This is a genomic window from Prevotella veroralis DSM 19559 = JCM 6290, from assembly GCF_000377625.1.
GTDB classification, from domain to species: Bacteria; Bacteroidota; Bacteroidia; order Bacteroidales; family Bacteroidaceae; genus Prevotella; species Prevotella veroralis.
On record NZ_KB898327.1, the window covers coordinates 185017 to 201517 of the forward strand.

Below are 16501 nucleotides of genomic sequence, written 5' to 3' on the forward strand. Positions count from 1 at the left end.
AATTAAACAATAAATTCTACTTCTTTAAACTGGTATTCACGAATCATTCCACTACGGTCTCTTAGGATGAGATGCCCATTGTCTTCTACCTCAACGATAGCTCCTTCAAACTCGCCTTCTGTGTCGCGGTATCGATGAAAGCCTCCCTTACGGTACAGAGCTTCGTGATACATTGCACTAATATCATTGTATCCGCCTAGTTCTAACAGGTGGTAACACTCTTGAAACTTAGCGATTATCTGTTTGAGGAGTTCTCCCTTATCTACTTCATGCCCTAAGATCTGGTAGAGAGAGACGGGGTTAGGAGCATCACTAACGAATGTGGATTGGTTAACATTGAGCCCTACACCAAAGATGCAATCCTTTATATGTCCGCCACCAAGTTTGGTCTCAATCAGAGTTCCACTAAGTTTCTTATCCTTCCAATAGATGTCATTCGGCCACTTGAGGCATATATCATCCGCAACATAGCTTGATAAGGCTTCCTTCAAAGCTAAGGCTCCAGCCTCAGAAAGCAAGAATTGACTGCGAACTGGCAGCATTGTAGGATGCACAAGGATGGAGAATAGTAGGTTCTTACCACTTTCGCTCTCCCAAGTATTAGCCCCTTGTCCACGCCCGGAGGTCTGATGTTCAGCTACCACAACAGTTATTAGCTCGTCTTCCGCAGGTGTATAGTTACGTAAGAAATTGTTTGTACTATCCACTTCTGGTAATCGAATGACCTTTACTTCTTGCTTCTTTTCTACGACTGAAGGCTTGAAAAGACCTAATACTGCATCTATAATTTTCATGAATGATAGCTGTCTATTATATAAAAGGTAGAAAGGCATCCTTCACATGGCGTACTTCGTGCTTATCATCAGGGCATCCAACGATGGTGATAATATCGAATCGTATCTCCAAACTTATATTATACCTCTTGACGTAAGCATTAGCTGCAAGAGACAAGGAGCGTACCTTCTGTGGTGTTACAGCTACATCGGCATTGGCAAAGCGTTCGTCCTTTCGTGTCTTCACTTCCACTATCACCAACGTTCCAGCGTCCATTGCAACAATATCCAAGTCACGGTGTTGATACATCCAATTGCGATGTAAGATGGTATAACCTTGCTGTTGAAGATAGTTAGCAGCAACTTCTTCGCCCCATTTACCTAGATCATTATGGTATGCCATGCGCCTTTCTCACATTATTATTCGCACCACAAAGATAGGACAAAGTTTTGTATAATCAAAATAAAACACGTATTTTTGTGGCATGAGTACCGATGAGCAAATAAAGAAAGACATGTATTTTATGCAGCGCGCAATCGATGAGGCAAAGGCTGCATACCGTGAAGGTGAGATTCCAATAGGTGCTGTCGTAGTATGTCGAGACCGTATCATAGCTCGTGCCCACAATCTCACTGAAACCTTGAACGACGTTACTGCCCATGCAGAAATGCAAGCCATCACGATTGCGGAGAGCGAGTTAGGGGGCAAGTACTTACAAGATTGTACGCTATATGTTACTGTTGAACCTTGTATCATGTGTGCCGGAGCAATCGGATGGGCGCAACTTCACCGCATTGTATATGGATGCCCTGACATAAAGCGAGGCTATCATGAATATGCGCCCAAAGCTTTCCACCCTAAAGCAAACGTAACCTCTGGCATCCTAGAGGAGGAGTGTAAGGCTCTTATGCAACGTTTCTTCCAAGAGAGAAGATAGCTTTTCATGATAAAAAACTTAATAATCAATGTCACCTTTTACATCTAACTCTCGTTATACATACGAATCGGTTCAATATTCACAACCAATGTATAACAAATTAAAAAGTATAAAGTTATGAATCCAGTAACACTTGGCACACTCACAGCAATTATCGTTCCTTTAGGAATAGTAGTAGTACTTCCTATTGCAATTGCCTACATTGCCTATAAAAAGAAGCAGCATGAAACAAACAAAAGAAGTGAGATTGTCATGGCTGCAATAGAGAAGAACAGCGATATTGACGTACAAGAGTTCCTAAGCAAACTTAATCCTCCACAGAAGACATACAAAGAGAGGATGCTTGATAGGCTACATCAAGAAATCTTATGGGGTACCATTTGTTCAATCGGAGGGGCTGTCTGTATTATAGCAACAGTCACAACGAGCTTCATCAACGGGTATGAAGGAATGGATATCGGTTTCCTTGCGATCTTTGGAATAGTTCCTTTAGCAACTGGAATTGGTCTGTTAGTAGCTTACAAAAGCGGTAAGAAGTCACTTAATCAGGTTTCGGTGAGCGAATAAGAGCGTATGACCAGGAATCAATTCGTCAATCAAGTCAATCAGGAACAGGCTCATCTACGTCGGTTCCTGATGGCTTTGTGCTACGGAGACAGCACTGAAGCTGACGATATTGCACAAGAGACTCTTATCAAGGCTTACCTCCGCTGTGAGCAATATGATGAACGCGGACAGTTCTCGGCATGGTTATTAAAGATTGCATATCATATCTTTATTGATGCTAAACGTAAACAGAAAGAGCAAAGTAAACTATCTTTAGAGAAAGTGTTTACGCTTCAAGGAACAGCAAACGCAGATGATTGCTTCCGTTATCAAGCCCTTCATGCGGCATTAGCCACGCTCTCTGAAACGATAAGAACCAGTATTCTCCTTTATTATATGCAAGGATATCAAATCAAAGAGATTGCTGAAATAACCGATAACAGTGAGGATGCGATCAAGAAACAACTATCCCGAGGACGGGAACAACTAAAACACTTATTGAAAGATGGACGAAGATAAATACTTAAAAAACCTGCTGACTGATTATCAGCCAAAGCTCACCGACGATGCAGCCTTCATGCAAAGACTACACCGCCAGATGGCTCTTATTGATGAGGTAAAGGCTTATCAACGTGCGGAGAAACGTAGGAATAAACTAACGTCGCTTAAACTGCTTGCCGTTGGTATTGTTTTGGGCTGTATTGTTACGCTTGCAAGTTTCACACTGCCAACCATCTTTGACCGATATATCAACGGAACGCAATCAGAATTCATCCTTACTTTGCTTCACAACGTCCAGTATATTGGATTGGCAATAGGTGCAGCCTTCGTCACACTCAGCTTACTGTTTAGCACAAAATTTGCAGACCTAAAAGACAAAGTAACCCATTCATGAGGATTTCATAAGATATTGTAAAGGATGAGAGGAGTCATATTATATAGCTACATCTTTCTCTTACAATCAATTACATAGCTTTCTTAAGAAGAAAGAAAACTATACCTGGCTAAAAGTAGAAAATCCTACAATAGTAAATTTTAGTCCATTAGAATTTTGTGTTGTCTTACCATACAAGTACACAAAGCAGGTTCTTAATTCCTTATAAAGGAGTATTAATCAAAACAAACGAAACTATTTTTTAGAATCTACCTAAAAAATGCTCCACCTTCAACAAGGTGGAGCATGATATTATAATAGATATCAATCTTCCCAAATACTGGAACCTGGGTGCAACCAATTCTCATCTTCATCCTCAGATGGAAAAATATTTGGTTTAGAATCCGCCTCTCCTCCAGTTTCATCATCTCCAGCCTGTGGAATGGAAGTTTCATACATCACAGGTGAAATATTCGCAGAAATTATCTCCGTTACAGGAGACTCGTAGATTTCCTTACTTATCTTTTTCATCTTACTATTACTTTTTTACCATTGTGAATATATACACCCTTAACAGGTCTCTCCACTTTCTGACCATTGAGATTGTAGTAGGCATCATCATTGGTTGTTGTCTTATCTTCCAAATCGCTGACACTTTCAATTCCATTGGTTTCATTGTCACCAAACACGAGTGATAGTTTAGCTCCAGCAGGCACATTGATATTGATATATGCCTTGTGTACACCAATAGTGAGCTTATTATTAGTCTTGAATTGACCTGCTTTAGCAACGCGGAAAGCTTTACCTCCTGATATATAGAAATTGGTGTTGCCATCTTCCGTTTCCACAATATCCTTGGAATCAACTGTTACAGGCTTTAGAATGTTGCTTCCGCTGTAAGTCCACTTATCATCCTCACCAATGCGATAATAGAAATTATTTGGCAGAGAGCCATCAATAGCCTTGAGTACTACACCCGTGTTAGCTGGGACATACAGACCATCCTTAGATTTATCTTCACCGAGATTAATACTCCTCATACGAATAATACTTTCTCCAATTTTCTCACCAGATGTGAAAGCTATCACCTTTGGACAATTCTTGGTAGCATCCCAGAAAAGACGATTATTGCTATCATCAACATCACCAAAGTCTACATCAAACTCACGAGAGAAAGTTGAATAAAGCTTATTGGTCAGTGCAGGTGTACCCTTGATTTTATAATCTATTTGCTTATAGAACTGATAGTCATCAGGGCTATCCTTCATATTACCCGTTGCAGTCTCCCACATCTGCTTCTTCCACTTGGTCTTGTATTGCTCTAATACTGACTTCTTCACATAGATATGGGTGGTACTTGCAAACTCTTTGTAATTAGTTCCAGTCTCATCAAGTTCAAAACGTGTGGTGCTGAGCATTCTCTTGTTCGGCTGGTTGCTGATGAAGAACACATTTTCAATAGTACTACTCTTGTTAGTGGTATTGGTTATAAATGCTTGTGCACCAATATATTCAACATGCTTCTTCACAACAACTTCTTTAATTTTGTTGCTTGCCCCCTGGAAGGCATAATCGCCAATGAGCGCAACATCAAGTCCTGATACTGTTTTCTCTGGAACAACAAACGTATGGTGTTCGCTCTTGACAGAAAGCAAATCAGCAACGTTTCCTGCTACCTGAAGATACTCATTACCATCCTCCTCGAAAGAAGAATTAATGCTCTTGAAATTATTCTTGTAGAAAGGAATGGCATCATATTGTGCCTTAAGATCCTTGCGCACGTAGATATTGATATTCGCTGGCATATTAGTAGTACCTGATTCTCCGTCATCAAAGCTCTTATGATTACTACGCTGGTCAATATTAGAAGGATTGATAGGTTGTTCGCACAGGAAAGCCATATCTTTCAGATTCGTACAGAGACTGAAAGCACGATCACCGATAGATGTCACCTTATTAGGGATCATTACGCTTGTCAGTTTTTTACACTCATAGAAAGCATAGTCACCAATCTTGGTGATAGATGGAGGAAGAAGCGTAAACTTCTCATGCGCCTTTCCGTGTGGGAAGAGTACTAAAGTTGTCTTATCCTTCGTAAGTAAGTAGCCATCAACGCTGGAATATGCGGTATTCTTCTTGCTCACATTGATATTCTCAAGATTCTCACAATACTTGAAAGCCTGAGAACTGATATCAGTCAAGTTTTCTGATACATTTACTTCAGTCAGCGCAGAACATCTTCTAAAAGCCTCGCTTTCAAGTTTGGTAACGCTCTTTGGAATGTCTATAGATGTAAGACCGCAGTCAGCAAACGCACCTGCACCGATAGTTGTAATCACAGCATTGTCATCAAATTTTGCCGTCTTCATTGCCTGGCATCCATTGAAGGCATTATTCTCAATCGTTGATACTCCTTTAGGGAACTTGAACTCCTGCAACTGTGCAAGACCTTGGAAAGCTCCAGTCTTGATCGTTGTCAAATCACAGCTACCAAGGAATTTAAAGTTTTTGAGCTTGGTGTTACTCTGAAGAGCATTAGCATTGATACTTGTTAGCTTAGAATCGGCAGGCACGTTAATGGTTTCCAAGTTCTCAGATAGGGAGAAAATCTGATTCAGTTCTGTCAAGGATTTAGGCAATGTAACCTCTTTCAATTTAGGACACTGACCAAAAGCACCCTTCTCGATCATCTGCACCTTAGAAGGCTCCGAAAAGATAACTTTCTCCAGCACTGCCATATTGTTGAATGCATTCTCATTGATAGTCCCGACATTGGTTGGGACTGTCACTTCCTTAATGGTTTTGGAGCCCAAAAAGGCATTCTTATCAACCGTTTTAACCCAACTTTCGATCGTATACTTCCCGTCTGTAACGGCTTTGGCTGGAGGGAAGAAGTAAAGAGTAGACTTGTCACCTTTAGAATAGATAACGCCATCAACTGCCTCAAAGTTATCACAGCCACCTGCAGGAGTCTTATACTCTGCAATGCTGTAGCAGTTCGCAATAGCTCCAGAAACACCAGTCAATTCAAGTTTTTTAGGCAAAGTGACTGTCTTCAGTTGATGATTGGTATACAGGGCATTGGTCGAGAGTTTGGTCACATTGTTCAAATCAATTTCCTTCATGTAACGACTGCCTTCAATACCACGTTCTGCAATGCTCGTAATACCATCAGGTACAGTGTACTTCTCCGTCTGTTTAGCAGGTGGATAGTTGGTAAGCATTTTATCCTTAAACAACACACCATCAATAACTTTAAACGGACAGGAAGCACTTGGAGTAAGTTCGAATGCCTCAAGTTCTGAAGAGTTAGCAATAATTGAAGGGAAGCCTGTTTCTACTTCCTGAAGATTCGGAGGAAGCACGATCTTCTTCACTCCCTTAGCATTGGTAAAGGCACCTTTGATAATCTTCTTGACACTATTATCTACAATGTATTTTCCGTTAACAGTAGCAACACCCGTAGGAACAGCATAGAGAATATCCTTATTCTTGGAATAAAGACACCCATTAGCGTCTGCAGAAAAGCTTGTACTGGTAGAAGGCACACTGAATTTTGGAAGTTCCTTAACTCTGTAAAAAGCAGTGCTACTAATTGTTGTTACTGTGGATGGAATACTTACTTCTGTAAGTGAAGCATTACCAAAACTGCCATAAGCAATCTCTGTAACACCCTCAGGAAGAGAAATCTTAGTAACGTTGGTGCAATTGTAATTCTCATTTCCACCTACTTTGGTTACTTTAAAAGTCGTTCCTGCTTCAGGGTTGACAGTTGCTGGCACACTAATTGCACCATACACTGAATTTTCTACACCTACGAAGGAAAGCTCATACTTAGTCATGTCTATCACTTGATAGATGTAACCATCTTTCCTAACAATTTCACCTTCCACATAGGCTCGCATCGTAGCAGGAATTGCCATGAGCAATAGCAACAGAAATAAAAGTTTTGTCTGTTTCATCTTTACTATGATTAAAAATTAAATTACGTTATTATAACTTTCTTATTTGTTTTCTTGAAAACACTCTCGTAATGTCATCTTGCCACTTCAAACCGCCATCTTACCAACGGACACACCAAAACGAGCAACGGAATTACTTATGATTCCTTTGCCTACAATTCTTGCTCAACTCTCCATGAAATATGTGGGTGTTTGCTTAGTGGTAGTTTGTTTGTATATAGTGGTTTGCTTACATATAAGTGGGGAATATAAGCGATATATATTTATTAAATATCTGTTAGTTAGTAAAATATCTGAATTTGCCAAATACAAAAAGTTAAAATATGCCAAGAAATTCATATTTCTTCGCATCACATCCTCATTCAACTTAAGAGAATGAATTATGAACATATTATTTAACTTTTTACTACACACGTCGCTAAGATACAAGTCCGCTGCAAAGATAATTAAACTATTTTAAATGGCAAAGAAAATCTATAAAAAATTCTCAATCGTGTGCAATCATATATTGTTTTAGCCTTCAATGAAGTCTTAATCAGAGGTTTTTCAAGAATTAAAGCAATACAATTAAACAACAGAAAATCTTTATATTTAATTCTTTTCTATTCTTACAAAATATTCTCTTCCATCTTGCCAATAGGATTTTACAGCACTCGGAAGAAGTAAGATTCTACAATGTTCTATTGCCAGACTCATTCATTTAACAATTCAGGTAAACCTACTAAGAAAAAGGCATCCTCACTATGAGTGAGAATGCCTTTTTCTTATTTCTTAATCTTACGACTATCCGAGATTATCTAACCTGGATAACCAAGTATTTGCTTGTACTCCAGAAAGTTTGTGGGTCAGTAATACGAAGTACATACTGACCATTTGTGTCAGCTGATAAGCTGTAGCTACTGCTTGGGTGCGCTGTTAACAGTCGTGCGCTCTTACTATAAAGTTTGATTTCCTTGGTAATGCGGATATCTATCTTCGTGAAGTAACTCTTGTTGAAAGCACCCTGCAATACCCTGTCTCCATCAAGAATACGCTGTCCCTTTAATTCGCTCTTAGTACCGAATACATACCAACCAGTGTTCAACTGCTTATCTTGCGTATTGATCGTTTCAGTCTTCTGATTGCTTTCGTTCTGCAGATTCTCTTTCTCCGTCGTTAGGTTCTCCTTCTCTGTTGTAAGGTTCTCCTTGTCTGTCTTGAGGTTTTCTACATCTGTATTCAGACCCGTAATCGTCTCATCAAGCTCCTTAATATGGATATTCTTTGACTCTAACTCACTGCGCAAGCGTTTCAATTCTCCCTCTTTACGAACCAACTGATTGGTTAGCTGCGTAAGAGTCTTCTTCATTGCATCACCCTTGAACCCCGTCTCGCGCAACTGTTGTTGCAGTTTCTTTATAAGCTCGCGATTCTCTTTCATACGTTGAGCAATGAACTGTACGTTCTCTTTCACCTGCTCGTTTTTATCCTTACTCTCGCTATCCTTGGCAATAGTCACACGATTCTCTGCCTCATTGATATCAGCAAATCCCTGTTGAATATCATTGAGTGTCCCCATCATGTCATTAATCTCGTTATCACGAGCATCAATAATTGCACGTAAGGAATCGTTCTGTATCTGTGCTGGATTAAACGCTGTTTTCTTGTCTTGATTGCAGGATGCCAGTGCAAGAACTCCACATACTGCCACTACTAAAAGTTTCTTCATAACATTACTCTTTAATATTATTTCGCGCCTTCTTAGTCGAAGACTTAACCTTCTCTTTACCGGCAACCACTATCACAAACTCGCCTCTTGGCTCTGTTTCCTCGAAGTGGTTGATGACCTCGGCAAGCGTTCCTCGAACACTCTCCTCATGTACTTTCGATATCTCACGACAACAACTTACTTGTCGATCAGCACCGAACACCTCCGCAAACTGGCTCAATGTCTTCACAACCCTATAAGGTGATTCATAGAAAATCATTGTTCGCGTCTCATCAGCTAAGCTCTCCAAATGTGTTTTACGACCCTTCTTTTGTGGTAAGAAGCCTTCGAAACAGAATCGATCACAGGGCAGTCCGCTAGAGACGAGAGCTGGAACAAAAGCTGTTGCACCCGGTAAGGTCTGTACCGTAATACCATTTGCTGCAGCCTCACGAGCTAAGTAGAAGCCGGGATCACTTATACCGGGAGTGCCTGCATCAGATATGAGTGCGATGGTTTCACCAGCCTTCAATCGATTGACGATACCTGCTGATGTACTGTGTTCATTAAACTTATGATGTGATAGAAGACGGTTCTTTATATCGAAATGCTTTAATAAGATGCCCGAAGTTCGGGTATCTTCACATAAGACTAAGTCGGCTTCCTTCAGTATTCGGATCGCACGGAGCGTCATATCCTCCATGTTTCCAACCGGTGTAGGTACGAGGTATAATATTCCCATTTGTTGCTTGCAAATGTAAAGCAAAAGCACTGAAGGGCAAAATAAATTAGCTTTTTTTACATAACGAATAGAGGAGTTAAGGCTAAGAAAGTATTCTTTAACTCCAAGAAAATACTTATCTTTGCAGCAATTATGGTAACGATTAATAATCTTAATGGTGAAAGGTGTCGTAAAGGACGCATAGAAGTAATATGCGGAAGTATGTTCTCTGGTAAGACAGAAGAGCTTATCCGCCGTATGAGACGTGCTCAGTTCGCTAAGCAGAGGGTAGAGATTTTCAAGCCATCGATAGATACTCGCTACTCTGAAGAGGATGTTGTCAGCCACGACCAGAACTCTATTCACTCCACAGCCATCGACTCCTCGGGTAACATCTTATTATTAGCTTCAGATATAGATGTCGTGGGAATTGATGAAGCGCAGTTCTTAGATGAAGGGCTCGTTGACGTTTGCAACCAACTTGCTAATAATGGAGTTCGAGTCATCATAGCCGGTCTTGACATGGATTATAAAGGTGTTCCTTTCGGTCCAATGCCCGCTCTTTGTGCCATAGCTGATGATGTAACAAAGGTACACGCCATCTGTGTTAAGTGTGGAGCTTTGGCTTATGTCAGTCACCGACTGATAGCTGATGACCGCCGGGTAATGCTTGGTGAACAACAAGAATACGAACCCTTGTGCCGCGATTGTTACCAAAAGAGCCTTAAAAACGAATGTTCATCAAAAGATAAATAGATATGGATAAGACTATTACATTTGATAAATTCATACGCTGGTCACTAACTGCTCTGGCAGTTGTTGCCGTTTTCTTAGTGATAAAAGGGCTTTCGAGCGTTCTCTTACCATTCTTTATTGCATGGTTCTTAGCCTATCTCCTCTACCCGATCGTGAAGTTCGTTCAATACAAGTTGCACGTTCCCAGCCGAGCACTAAGCATTATCGTTACAATGATCTTTGTTATTGCCATCATCGCAGGAGTGCTCTACTTCATCGTCCCACCGATGATTGGTCAGATAGACAGACTTATGACTATCGCCAATAGATACTTACATGAGACGGCTCATACTAACAATATCTCGGCTATGATCCAACAGTGGGTCTCGGAGAATCAATACCAAATAGAACGATTCTTAAAGAGCCCCGACTTCACCGATGCCATTAAATCGGTTATGCCCAAACTGTTCTCTGTTATAGGTCAAACAGCAAGTATCGTGCTATCCATCATAGCGTCTTTCATCACCTTACTCTATATGTTCTTTATCTTGCTGGATTACGAGTTCCTCACCTCCAATTGGATAAGGATCTTCCCTAAAAAAGCACGTCCTTTCTGGCGAGAACTAGAGCAGGATGTGGAACGAGAACTCAATAACTACGTGCGCGGGCAGGGGCTTGTATCGCTCTGCATGGGCGTTCTCTTCTGCATAGGATTCACCATCATCGACTTCCCAATGGCTATTGGTCTGGGCATACTGATAGGAGTTCTCAACCTTATTCCGTATCTCCACACTTTCGCCCTCATCCCAACTGCATTCTTAGCATTGCTTAAAGCGGCTGATACGGGGCAGAATTTCTGGATTATCTTTGGCTCGGCTTTGGCTGTATTCGCCATCGTTCAAGCACTTATGGATATGGTGATTACACCGAAGATAATGGGTAAAGCCATGGGACTTAACCCTGCCATCCTCCTCCTCTCACTCTCTGTTTGGGGTGCATTGTTAGGCTTTATCGGTCTTATTATCGCTCTTCCGCTTACGACACTCATCATTGCTTATTGGCAAAGATACGTCACGAAGGAGCATGAAGATGAGGAGTTGAAGGAAGTGATGAACGTTATTGAGAAGGGAGATAAGCCCAAAGAATAATATGATATAGGTTTCCCTACATCCCACCTCGCCTCCACAAAGGGAAGAAGTGGGCAACAGAAGTCAATTAGCATACAACCTACTGATTTAAACAAGACGCCCTCTTTCACTCGAAGAGGGCGTCTCTTCGATGTGAAGAAACGCCTCCTTTGTATTAAGAATGCCTTTTCCTAACCGGCTCCCGTTAGGCACTCCTCCCCTTCGGGGAGGCTGGGTGGGGTTATTCCGTTCTGAGAGGAGCTGGAAGGTGAGGCTATAAAGTAGGGACAGACGCCCTCGTCTGTCCGCTCTTTTACCTTTACATGGCATCCCGTTAGGCGACATCCCCTCCTTTAGAGGGGCTTGGGGTAGGTCTTATCTGGCTGTGCTATAGCGGACAGACGAGGGCGTCTATCCCTACAGGTTGGCATGTTCTTTAAATAAAGGAACGCTTTCTTCAATATGAAGAGGGCGTTTCCTTGCAATGAAAAGGGCGTCTCTTCGATGTGAAGAAACGCCTCCTTTGTATTAAGAATGCCTTTTCCAAACCGGCTCCCGTTAGGCACTCCTCCCCTTCGGGGAGGCTGGGTGGGGTTATTCCATTCGGAGAGGAGCTGGAAGGTGAGGCTATAAAGTAGGGACAGACGCCCTCGTCTGTCCGCTCTTTTATCCTAACATGGCATCCCGTTAGGCTACATCCCCTCCTTTAGAGGGGCTTGGGGTAGGTCTTATCTGGCTGTGCTATAGCGGACAGACGAGAGCGTCTGTCCCTACAGGTTGGCATGTTCTTTAAATAAAGGAACGCTTTCTTCAATATGAAGAGGGCGTTTCCTTGCAATGAAAAGGGCGTCTCTTCGCATTAAAGAAAGCCTCTCTTCATTGGCAAGAGAGGCTTTCCTTGTTTCCACCTAATGGATAGCTCTTCAAGAGGAACATAACAACTAAATTCATCAAAACCTTATCAAACAATGCTATACAGCATGGTATAGTCTGTTATACAGTACGGTATAATTCATTATACAGCAAAGGTATAATCCGTTATATAGTATGGTATAATTCATTATACACCGCTGTATAATCTGTTATACACCGCTGTATAAAAAGCTCGCGCAGGCATTTTGAGAGGAACAAGCTACCTAACTATGTTTTATATAAGCATTGTGTACAGGCTGACAAGAGTATTTGTTCCTATGATGTAACGCTCTTGTCTATTATAGACTGTTGTAAGTTAAACTCTTAATCGGCTGTTTGGCTATTCGTGCCATAGCCTCCTACCATGCTTGGATGAAGCCTTCCCATCCCTTAGATCTATACTTTGGGTTAACAATAAACTCACACGAACCAATGTCCAAATCGCCACTGTTAGGGATACGACACTGTCCCCAGCAACACGGCTTCACCTTATTTGTCTTATAACTCTGCCATGTTCCAGCATATTGACAGTTACTATAAGCATCCGAATCAATATCTATATTGTCATAGACAATGTGCCGGTGATTGTTTTCATACCAATAGAACAACAGGTAACCAGCGAATACTCCACTGCCAAAATGCTTCGGGTCTTCTCTAAGGGAATACTTAGCTATACAACAACCGCGCCTTCTTACCTTTCCTTCCATATAATCATCTACACCATAACTACCATAGGTTTTCTCTCTAATACTAATGATTTCGATATCTCCCTCAAACTTACAAGTATTGTTTCTAACGCGTGATTCACCTGTTACATAGTATTGTTTTCCACCCGTTCTGCGCGCAGAGTTGATGTCTATAAACAGCCTTTGATAGTCATTGCCGATATACCCGAGATAGTCATATACACTATTTGCTAATACCTTAGAGAAGTCTCCGTTGACTTCAACCACTCTATCATAACCATCCAAAATCATCCAAGGTTGAATACCATCTTGCCTACTTTTACGATTCTTACCATCACCTTGTGAACCTTTGTCAATCTCTCCGTTACACTCATCCACACGGTTAGTATTCTTTAAATTAACGGCAGATTCTAATGTTCTACCATTATCGGCTTTTGCATTAACTACCTCTATTTCCCCTGACATAGACTGGTTAGAAACTTTCTTTGCAGAGCCATTACAGCTTAGTGACAGCATGCTTATAGTTAAGCAACTCAACACATTTAAATACTTCCTCATACTTCCTTGGGTTATTAGTTATCGTGCTTTCCAATTATAAACTTATGTATGTACTTCCTCTATCATCATCGAAATAGGCTTTAAAGAAGAATATCCTACAAATAAGAAAACGCCTAATATCGCTCATGCCCATCATCAGCACAAGTGATATTAGGCGTTGTGACTATTGTAAAACAAGTTCTATTGGAGCGCAAAAGTTACACGTAAGACTCCAAGAACTTGATGATTCCAGACACTTTAACAGTAGTTGCTGTTGCAGGAATAAGCACACTCTCACCTGCACGGAACGGTAGACTATTGCCGTCCGCATCGGTAATCTCGCCTTCACCCTTCAGTCCCACGAAGATAACGAAAGAATCCAAATCGCTGTAATCGAGTGTCATAGGCTCTGTTAGATCATATACCGAGGTGGTGAAATAAGGACAACTAACGAGTTCAACTGGCTCATTCTGTCGTGGTTCGTATTGTGTCTTATAGTCGGGATAGACTGTATAATCAATACACTCAGCAGCCTCCTTGGTATGTAACTGACGATAATTGCCGTTCTTGTCTTGGCGTTTAAAGTCGTAAATGCGGTAAGTTACATCGCTCGTCTCCTGTATCTCTGCCAAGAAACAGCCTGTTCCGATAGAGTGGATACGCCCTGCAGGGAGGAAGAATACGTCGCCCTCTTTCACTGGATATTCTGCCAAAGCATCGGTAATGGTGTCATCTTCCACCATTGCTTTATACTCCTCTGGTGTTATCTGTTGCTTTAATCCACTGCGTAAAGAGGCATTCTCATCACTTTCCATTACGTACCACATCTCCGTCTTACCACGACCTAAACCCTTAGCCTGCGCTTGTTCGTCAGTAGGATGAACCTGAATGGAGAGTTGCGCACGTGCATCAATAAACTTCACAAGCAATGGGAACTCATTACCGAAACGTGCATAATTATCTTTACCAACGAGCTCCTCTTTCAGAGCATCAACCAAGTCGTTTAACTTCCAACCCTTGTATTTACCATTAGAGACGATACTCTCGTTGTCTTTCACGCCTGATACTTCCCAGCTCTCACCTACTTGTTGCTCATCAGAAGACAGGTGCTTGAAAGGGATAATCTTCTCTCCTCCCCAGATGGTAGACTTTAGGAGGGGATTAAACTTAAACATTTCCATACGTTATTGTTGCTTATTTTAGTTGTTTTGTTATACGCTTATGAGGCAAAGTCATGTATTTACTTATGCCTGCAAAGGTACACTTTATTCTCTACATGACCAAAGAATCAAAGTGAAGAGACGGGTGCTTTCGTTGTGAATGTTCCCTCTTGTCGCAGTTTGATATTGGTATTCTCTATCAGAATATGCCCATGAGAGAATAGGAAACTACTTAACTGTTGCCATCCGCTTAGACTGTTGTTGAATGATTTTCTGCGTTGACTTGTCCGAAGCAAACACACTATAAAAGCCTTGCGGTTCGTGTGCTGGGTCACAGGTGAAGTCGTCTCCAGCCTGCCAACGCTCATGCTTAGGTTGTGCAAAGCCTCCCCACCCCCAGAAGTTACAACCTTGAAGAACACTGCCTTGCGCTGCATAGTCGACTATTAGGCTCATCACATACTTGTAATAAGCATCACGTGCCTTCGTAGAACTATTTAATGAGAATGAAAAGCCATCCCTTGGGTAACCAAACTCCTCTAAGACTAAAGGCTTATTAAGTCGCTTTGCTATTGCTAAATGCCGTTTGATGTAATCTAAAGTCTTGTCACAAGCAGTCTTCAAGTCAGCCTTTAGATAGTCTTTTCGTGCCCATTGCCAGTTGTAAGGCCATATATGAATGTTGCAATAATCAATGTTCTTATCGGCACAAATGCGTTCGTAAGAGCCATAATCAAGCTCACAACCATAGGAGCCTTCACTTCCTAAGCTGATAAGATGGTTCGAATCAAGACTGCGGATGAGTGCACTTGCCTCTGACAACCACTTTTCAAACTCTGGTAAAGCTTCCTTTGAAAAGGCACGTGGCTCGTTACATAGCTGCCACGACATGATGGTTGGGTCGTCAACATAGCGCACACCAGTGTAGCGGTTAGTCCTACTAAGGATGTAACGGATGTGCTCATATAACATAAGGTGTGCCCGTTGGTTGGAAGCGAATTGGCTTGCAAACTTGGTGTATGCACCATATCCATCTCGTCGAGGTATAACAACAGGTCCCTTACCAGCCCAATCCAAGTAAGCACCATAGCCTCCACTCCATTCCCAAGAGTTAGTGAGATAAAGCACAGCAACCATCTTTCGCTTGCTCATCTCTGATAGTAAGTAATCCAAACCAGCAAGAATACTATCGTTATAAACGCCGGGGTTGGTTTGTAAGACTGGTGCTATCTTATCCTCCACACCCGTATCTCCATCTGCTCCAACGAGTATTCGGAGGTTATCAAGCCCCAGCTGGTGCATTGCATCAAGCTCTTTACAGAGCCGTTGGCGGTTTCCCTCCTTCCCTTCCATGCCCAACAAAGAACCATACCAGAAGTTTGTTCCCACATAACAATAAGGCTTCCCGTCTCGAACAAAGCGTCCGTTAACCACTTTCACAAAGTTACTTGCCATTGTACTTACCATCATTGATAAACCAATTAACGTCATAAAAACTCTTTTCATACTATCAGTAGCTATTAAAAATTATATCTATTATACTGCACAAGATGATGATTTAGGTTTGAAGGATGTCTACTTACAATCCCTTTTCACTGCCTTTTCTATGTCATCTGCATTATGACTAATTACATAACCAACATGAACATGTACTCTTAATAACGCACTTTTCTCACTTTTATTTGCTAACTTTGTAGCCAAATGCACAATCAATTCATAGATATAGAAGAAGTTCTTTGATTTCGTAGAGCGCGCTAAAAGCATTGGTATTACCATCCCCATTGTACTTGGCATTAAGCCTTTCACAAAGCTATCACAGCTTACAATGGTACCAAAGTGGTCA

General features: G+C 41.4%; 15 protein-coding genes and 1 pseudogene. 7 read left to right on the forward strand and 9 right to left on the reverse strand.

What is annotated here, in order from left to right; translation table 11 throughout:
* Nucleotides 1–2: 2 nt before the first annotated feature.
* Together D464_RS0104420 and D464_RS0104425 are read right to left on the reverse strand one after the other, a co-directional pair.
* On the reverse strand, nucleotides 3–794 hold the full coding sequence (locus D464_RS0104420; protein ID WP_018910323.1) for a biotin--[acetyl-CoA-carboxylase] ligase: 792 nt from the start codon (nucleotides 792–794) through the stop codon (nucleotides 3–5).
* Between the two features lie 16 nt (nucleotides 795–810).
* Nucleotides 811–1176 (reverse strand): YraN family protein, encoded by a 366-nt coding sequence (locus D464_RS0104425; protein ID WP_018910324.1) that lies wholly within the window; start codon nucleotides 1174–1176, stop codon nucleotides 811–813.
* 82 nt (nucleotides 1177–1258) lie between these two features.
* On the opposite strand from D464_RS0104425, the gene D464_RS0104430 reads away from it, so the two are divergent.
* From D464_RS0104430 to D464_RS0104445, 4 genes are all read left to right on the forward strand, one after another.
* Nucleotides 1259–1711: a nucleoside deaminase gene (locus D464_RS0104430; protein ID WP_018910325.1), complete on the forward strand. Its 453-nt coding sequence runs from the start codon at nucleotides 1259–1261 to the stop codon at nucleotides 1709–1711.
* Between the two features lie 117 nt (nucleotides 1712–1828).
* Nucleotides 1829–2278 (forward strand): hypothetical protein, encoded by a 450-nt coding sequence (locus D464_RS0104435; RefSeq protein ID WP_004383789.1) that lies wholly within the window; start codon nucleotides 1829–1831, stop codon nucleotides 2276–2278.
* Nucleotides 2279–2284: 6 nt separating this feature from the next.
* On the forward strand, nucleotides 2285–2776 hold the full coding sequence (locus D464_RS0104440; protein WP_018910326.1) for an RNA polymerase sigma factor: 492 nt from the start codon (nucleotides 2285–2287) through the stop codon (nucleotides 2774–2776).
* A complete protein-coding gene (locus D464_RS0104445; RefSeq protein WP_018910327.1) occupies nucleotides 2763–3152 on the forward strand; it encodes a hypothetical protein in 390 nt (129 codons plus the stop codon). Before D464_RS0104440 ends, D464_RS0104445 begins: the two co-directional genes overlap by 14 nt.
* A 303-nt stretch (nucleotides 3153–3455) precedes the next feature.
* Here the strand turns inward: D464_RS0104445 and D464_RS0104450 are convergent, their stop codons facing one another.
* From D464_RS0104450 to rsmI, 4 genes are all read right to left on the reverse strand, one after another.
* Nucleotides 3456–3662: a hypothetical protein gene (locus D464_RS0104450; RefSeq protein ID WP_018910328.1), complete on the reverse strand. Its 207-nt coding sequence runs from the start codon at nucleotides 3660–3662 to the stop codon at nucleotides 3456–3458.
* On the reverse strand, nucleotides 3659–7093 hold the full coding sequence (locus D464_RS0104455) for a leucine-rich repeat domain-containing protein (RefSeq protein WP_036908571.1): 3435 nt from the start codon (nucleotides 7091–7093) through the stop codon (nucleotides 3659–3661). The genes D464_RS0104450 and D464_RS0104455 overlap by 4 nt, the downstream gene beginning before the upstream one ends.
* Before the next feature lie 793 nt (nucleotides 7094–7886).
* Nucleotides 7887–8801, reverse strand: coding sequence for a Cbp1 family collagen-binding glycoprotein adhesin (locus tag D464_RS0104460; protein WP_018910331.1), 915 nt, complete (start codon nucleotides 8799–8801; stop codon nucleotides 7887–7889).
* A 4-nt stretch (nucleotides 8802–8805) separates the two neighbouring features.
* Nucleotides 8806–9522: a 16S rRNA (cytidine(1402)-2'-O)-methyltransferase gene (gene rsmI, locus D464_RS0104465; protein ID WP_024985780.1), complete on the reverse strand. Its 717-nt coding sequence runs from the start codon at nucleotides 9520–9522 to the stop codon at nucleotides 8806–8808.
* A gap of 132 nt (nucleotides 9523–9654) precedes the next feature.
* Here rsmI and D464_RS0104470 point away from each other — a divergent pair, with 132 nt between their 5' ends.
* Nucleotides 9655–10257 carry a thymidine kinase gene (locus tag D464_RS0104470; RefSeq protein WP_004383784.1) on the forward strand — a complete coding sequence of 201 codons (603 nt, stop codon included), beginning with the start codon at nucleotides 9655–9657 and terminating at the stop codon, nucleotides 10255–10257.
* Between the two features lie 2 nt (nucleotides 10258–10259).
* Nucleotides 10260–11384 carry an AI-2E family transporter gene (locus D464_RS0104475; protein WP_018910332.1) on the forward strand — a complete coding sequence of 375 codons (1125 nt, stop codon included), beginning with the start codon at nucleotides 10260–10262 and terminating at the stop codon, nucleotides 11382–11384.
* Between the two features lie 1250 nt (nucleotides 11385–12634).
* Here the strand turns inward: D464_RS0104475 and D464_RS0104480 are convergent.
* The 3 genes from D464_RS0104480 to D464_RS0104490 form a co-directional block, all read right to left on the reverse strand.
* Entirely contained in the window at nucleotides 12635–13519 is an 885-nt protein-coding gene (locus D464_RS0104480; RefSeq protein WP_238309073.1) for a hypothetical protein, read from the reverse strand.
* A 197-nt stretch (nucleotides 13520–13716) separates the two neighbouring features.
* Nucleotides 13717–14679: a type I phosphomannose isomerase catalytic subunit gene (locus D464_RS0104485; protein ID WP_018910334.1), complete on the reverse strand. Its 963-nt coding sequence runs from the start codon at nucleotides 14677–14679 to the stop codon at nucleotides 13717–13719.
* Between the two features lie 207 nt (nucleotides 14680–14886).
* The gene (locus D464_RS0104490) at nucleotides 14887–16164 is read right to left on the reverse strand and encodes a glycoside hydrolase 5 family protein (protein ID WP_026284635.1); all 1278 of its coding nucleotides are present in this window, start codon (nucleotides 16162–16164) and stop codon (nucleotides 14887–14889) included.
* Nucleotides 16165–16384: 220 nt separating this feature from the next.
* Between D464_RS0104490 and D464_RS13910 the strand changes: the two are divergent.
* Nucleotides 16385–16495, forward strand: a pseudogene (locus D464_RS13910) (methylenetetrahydrofolate reductase [NAD(P)H]); the annotation flags it as partial.
* Between the last annotated feature and the right edge of the window lie 6 nt (nucleotides 16496–16501).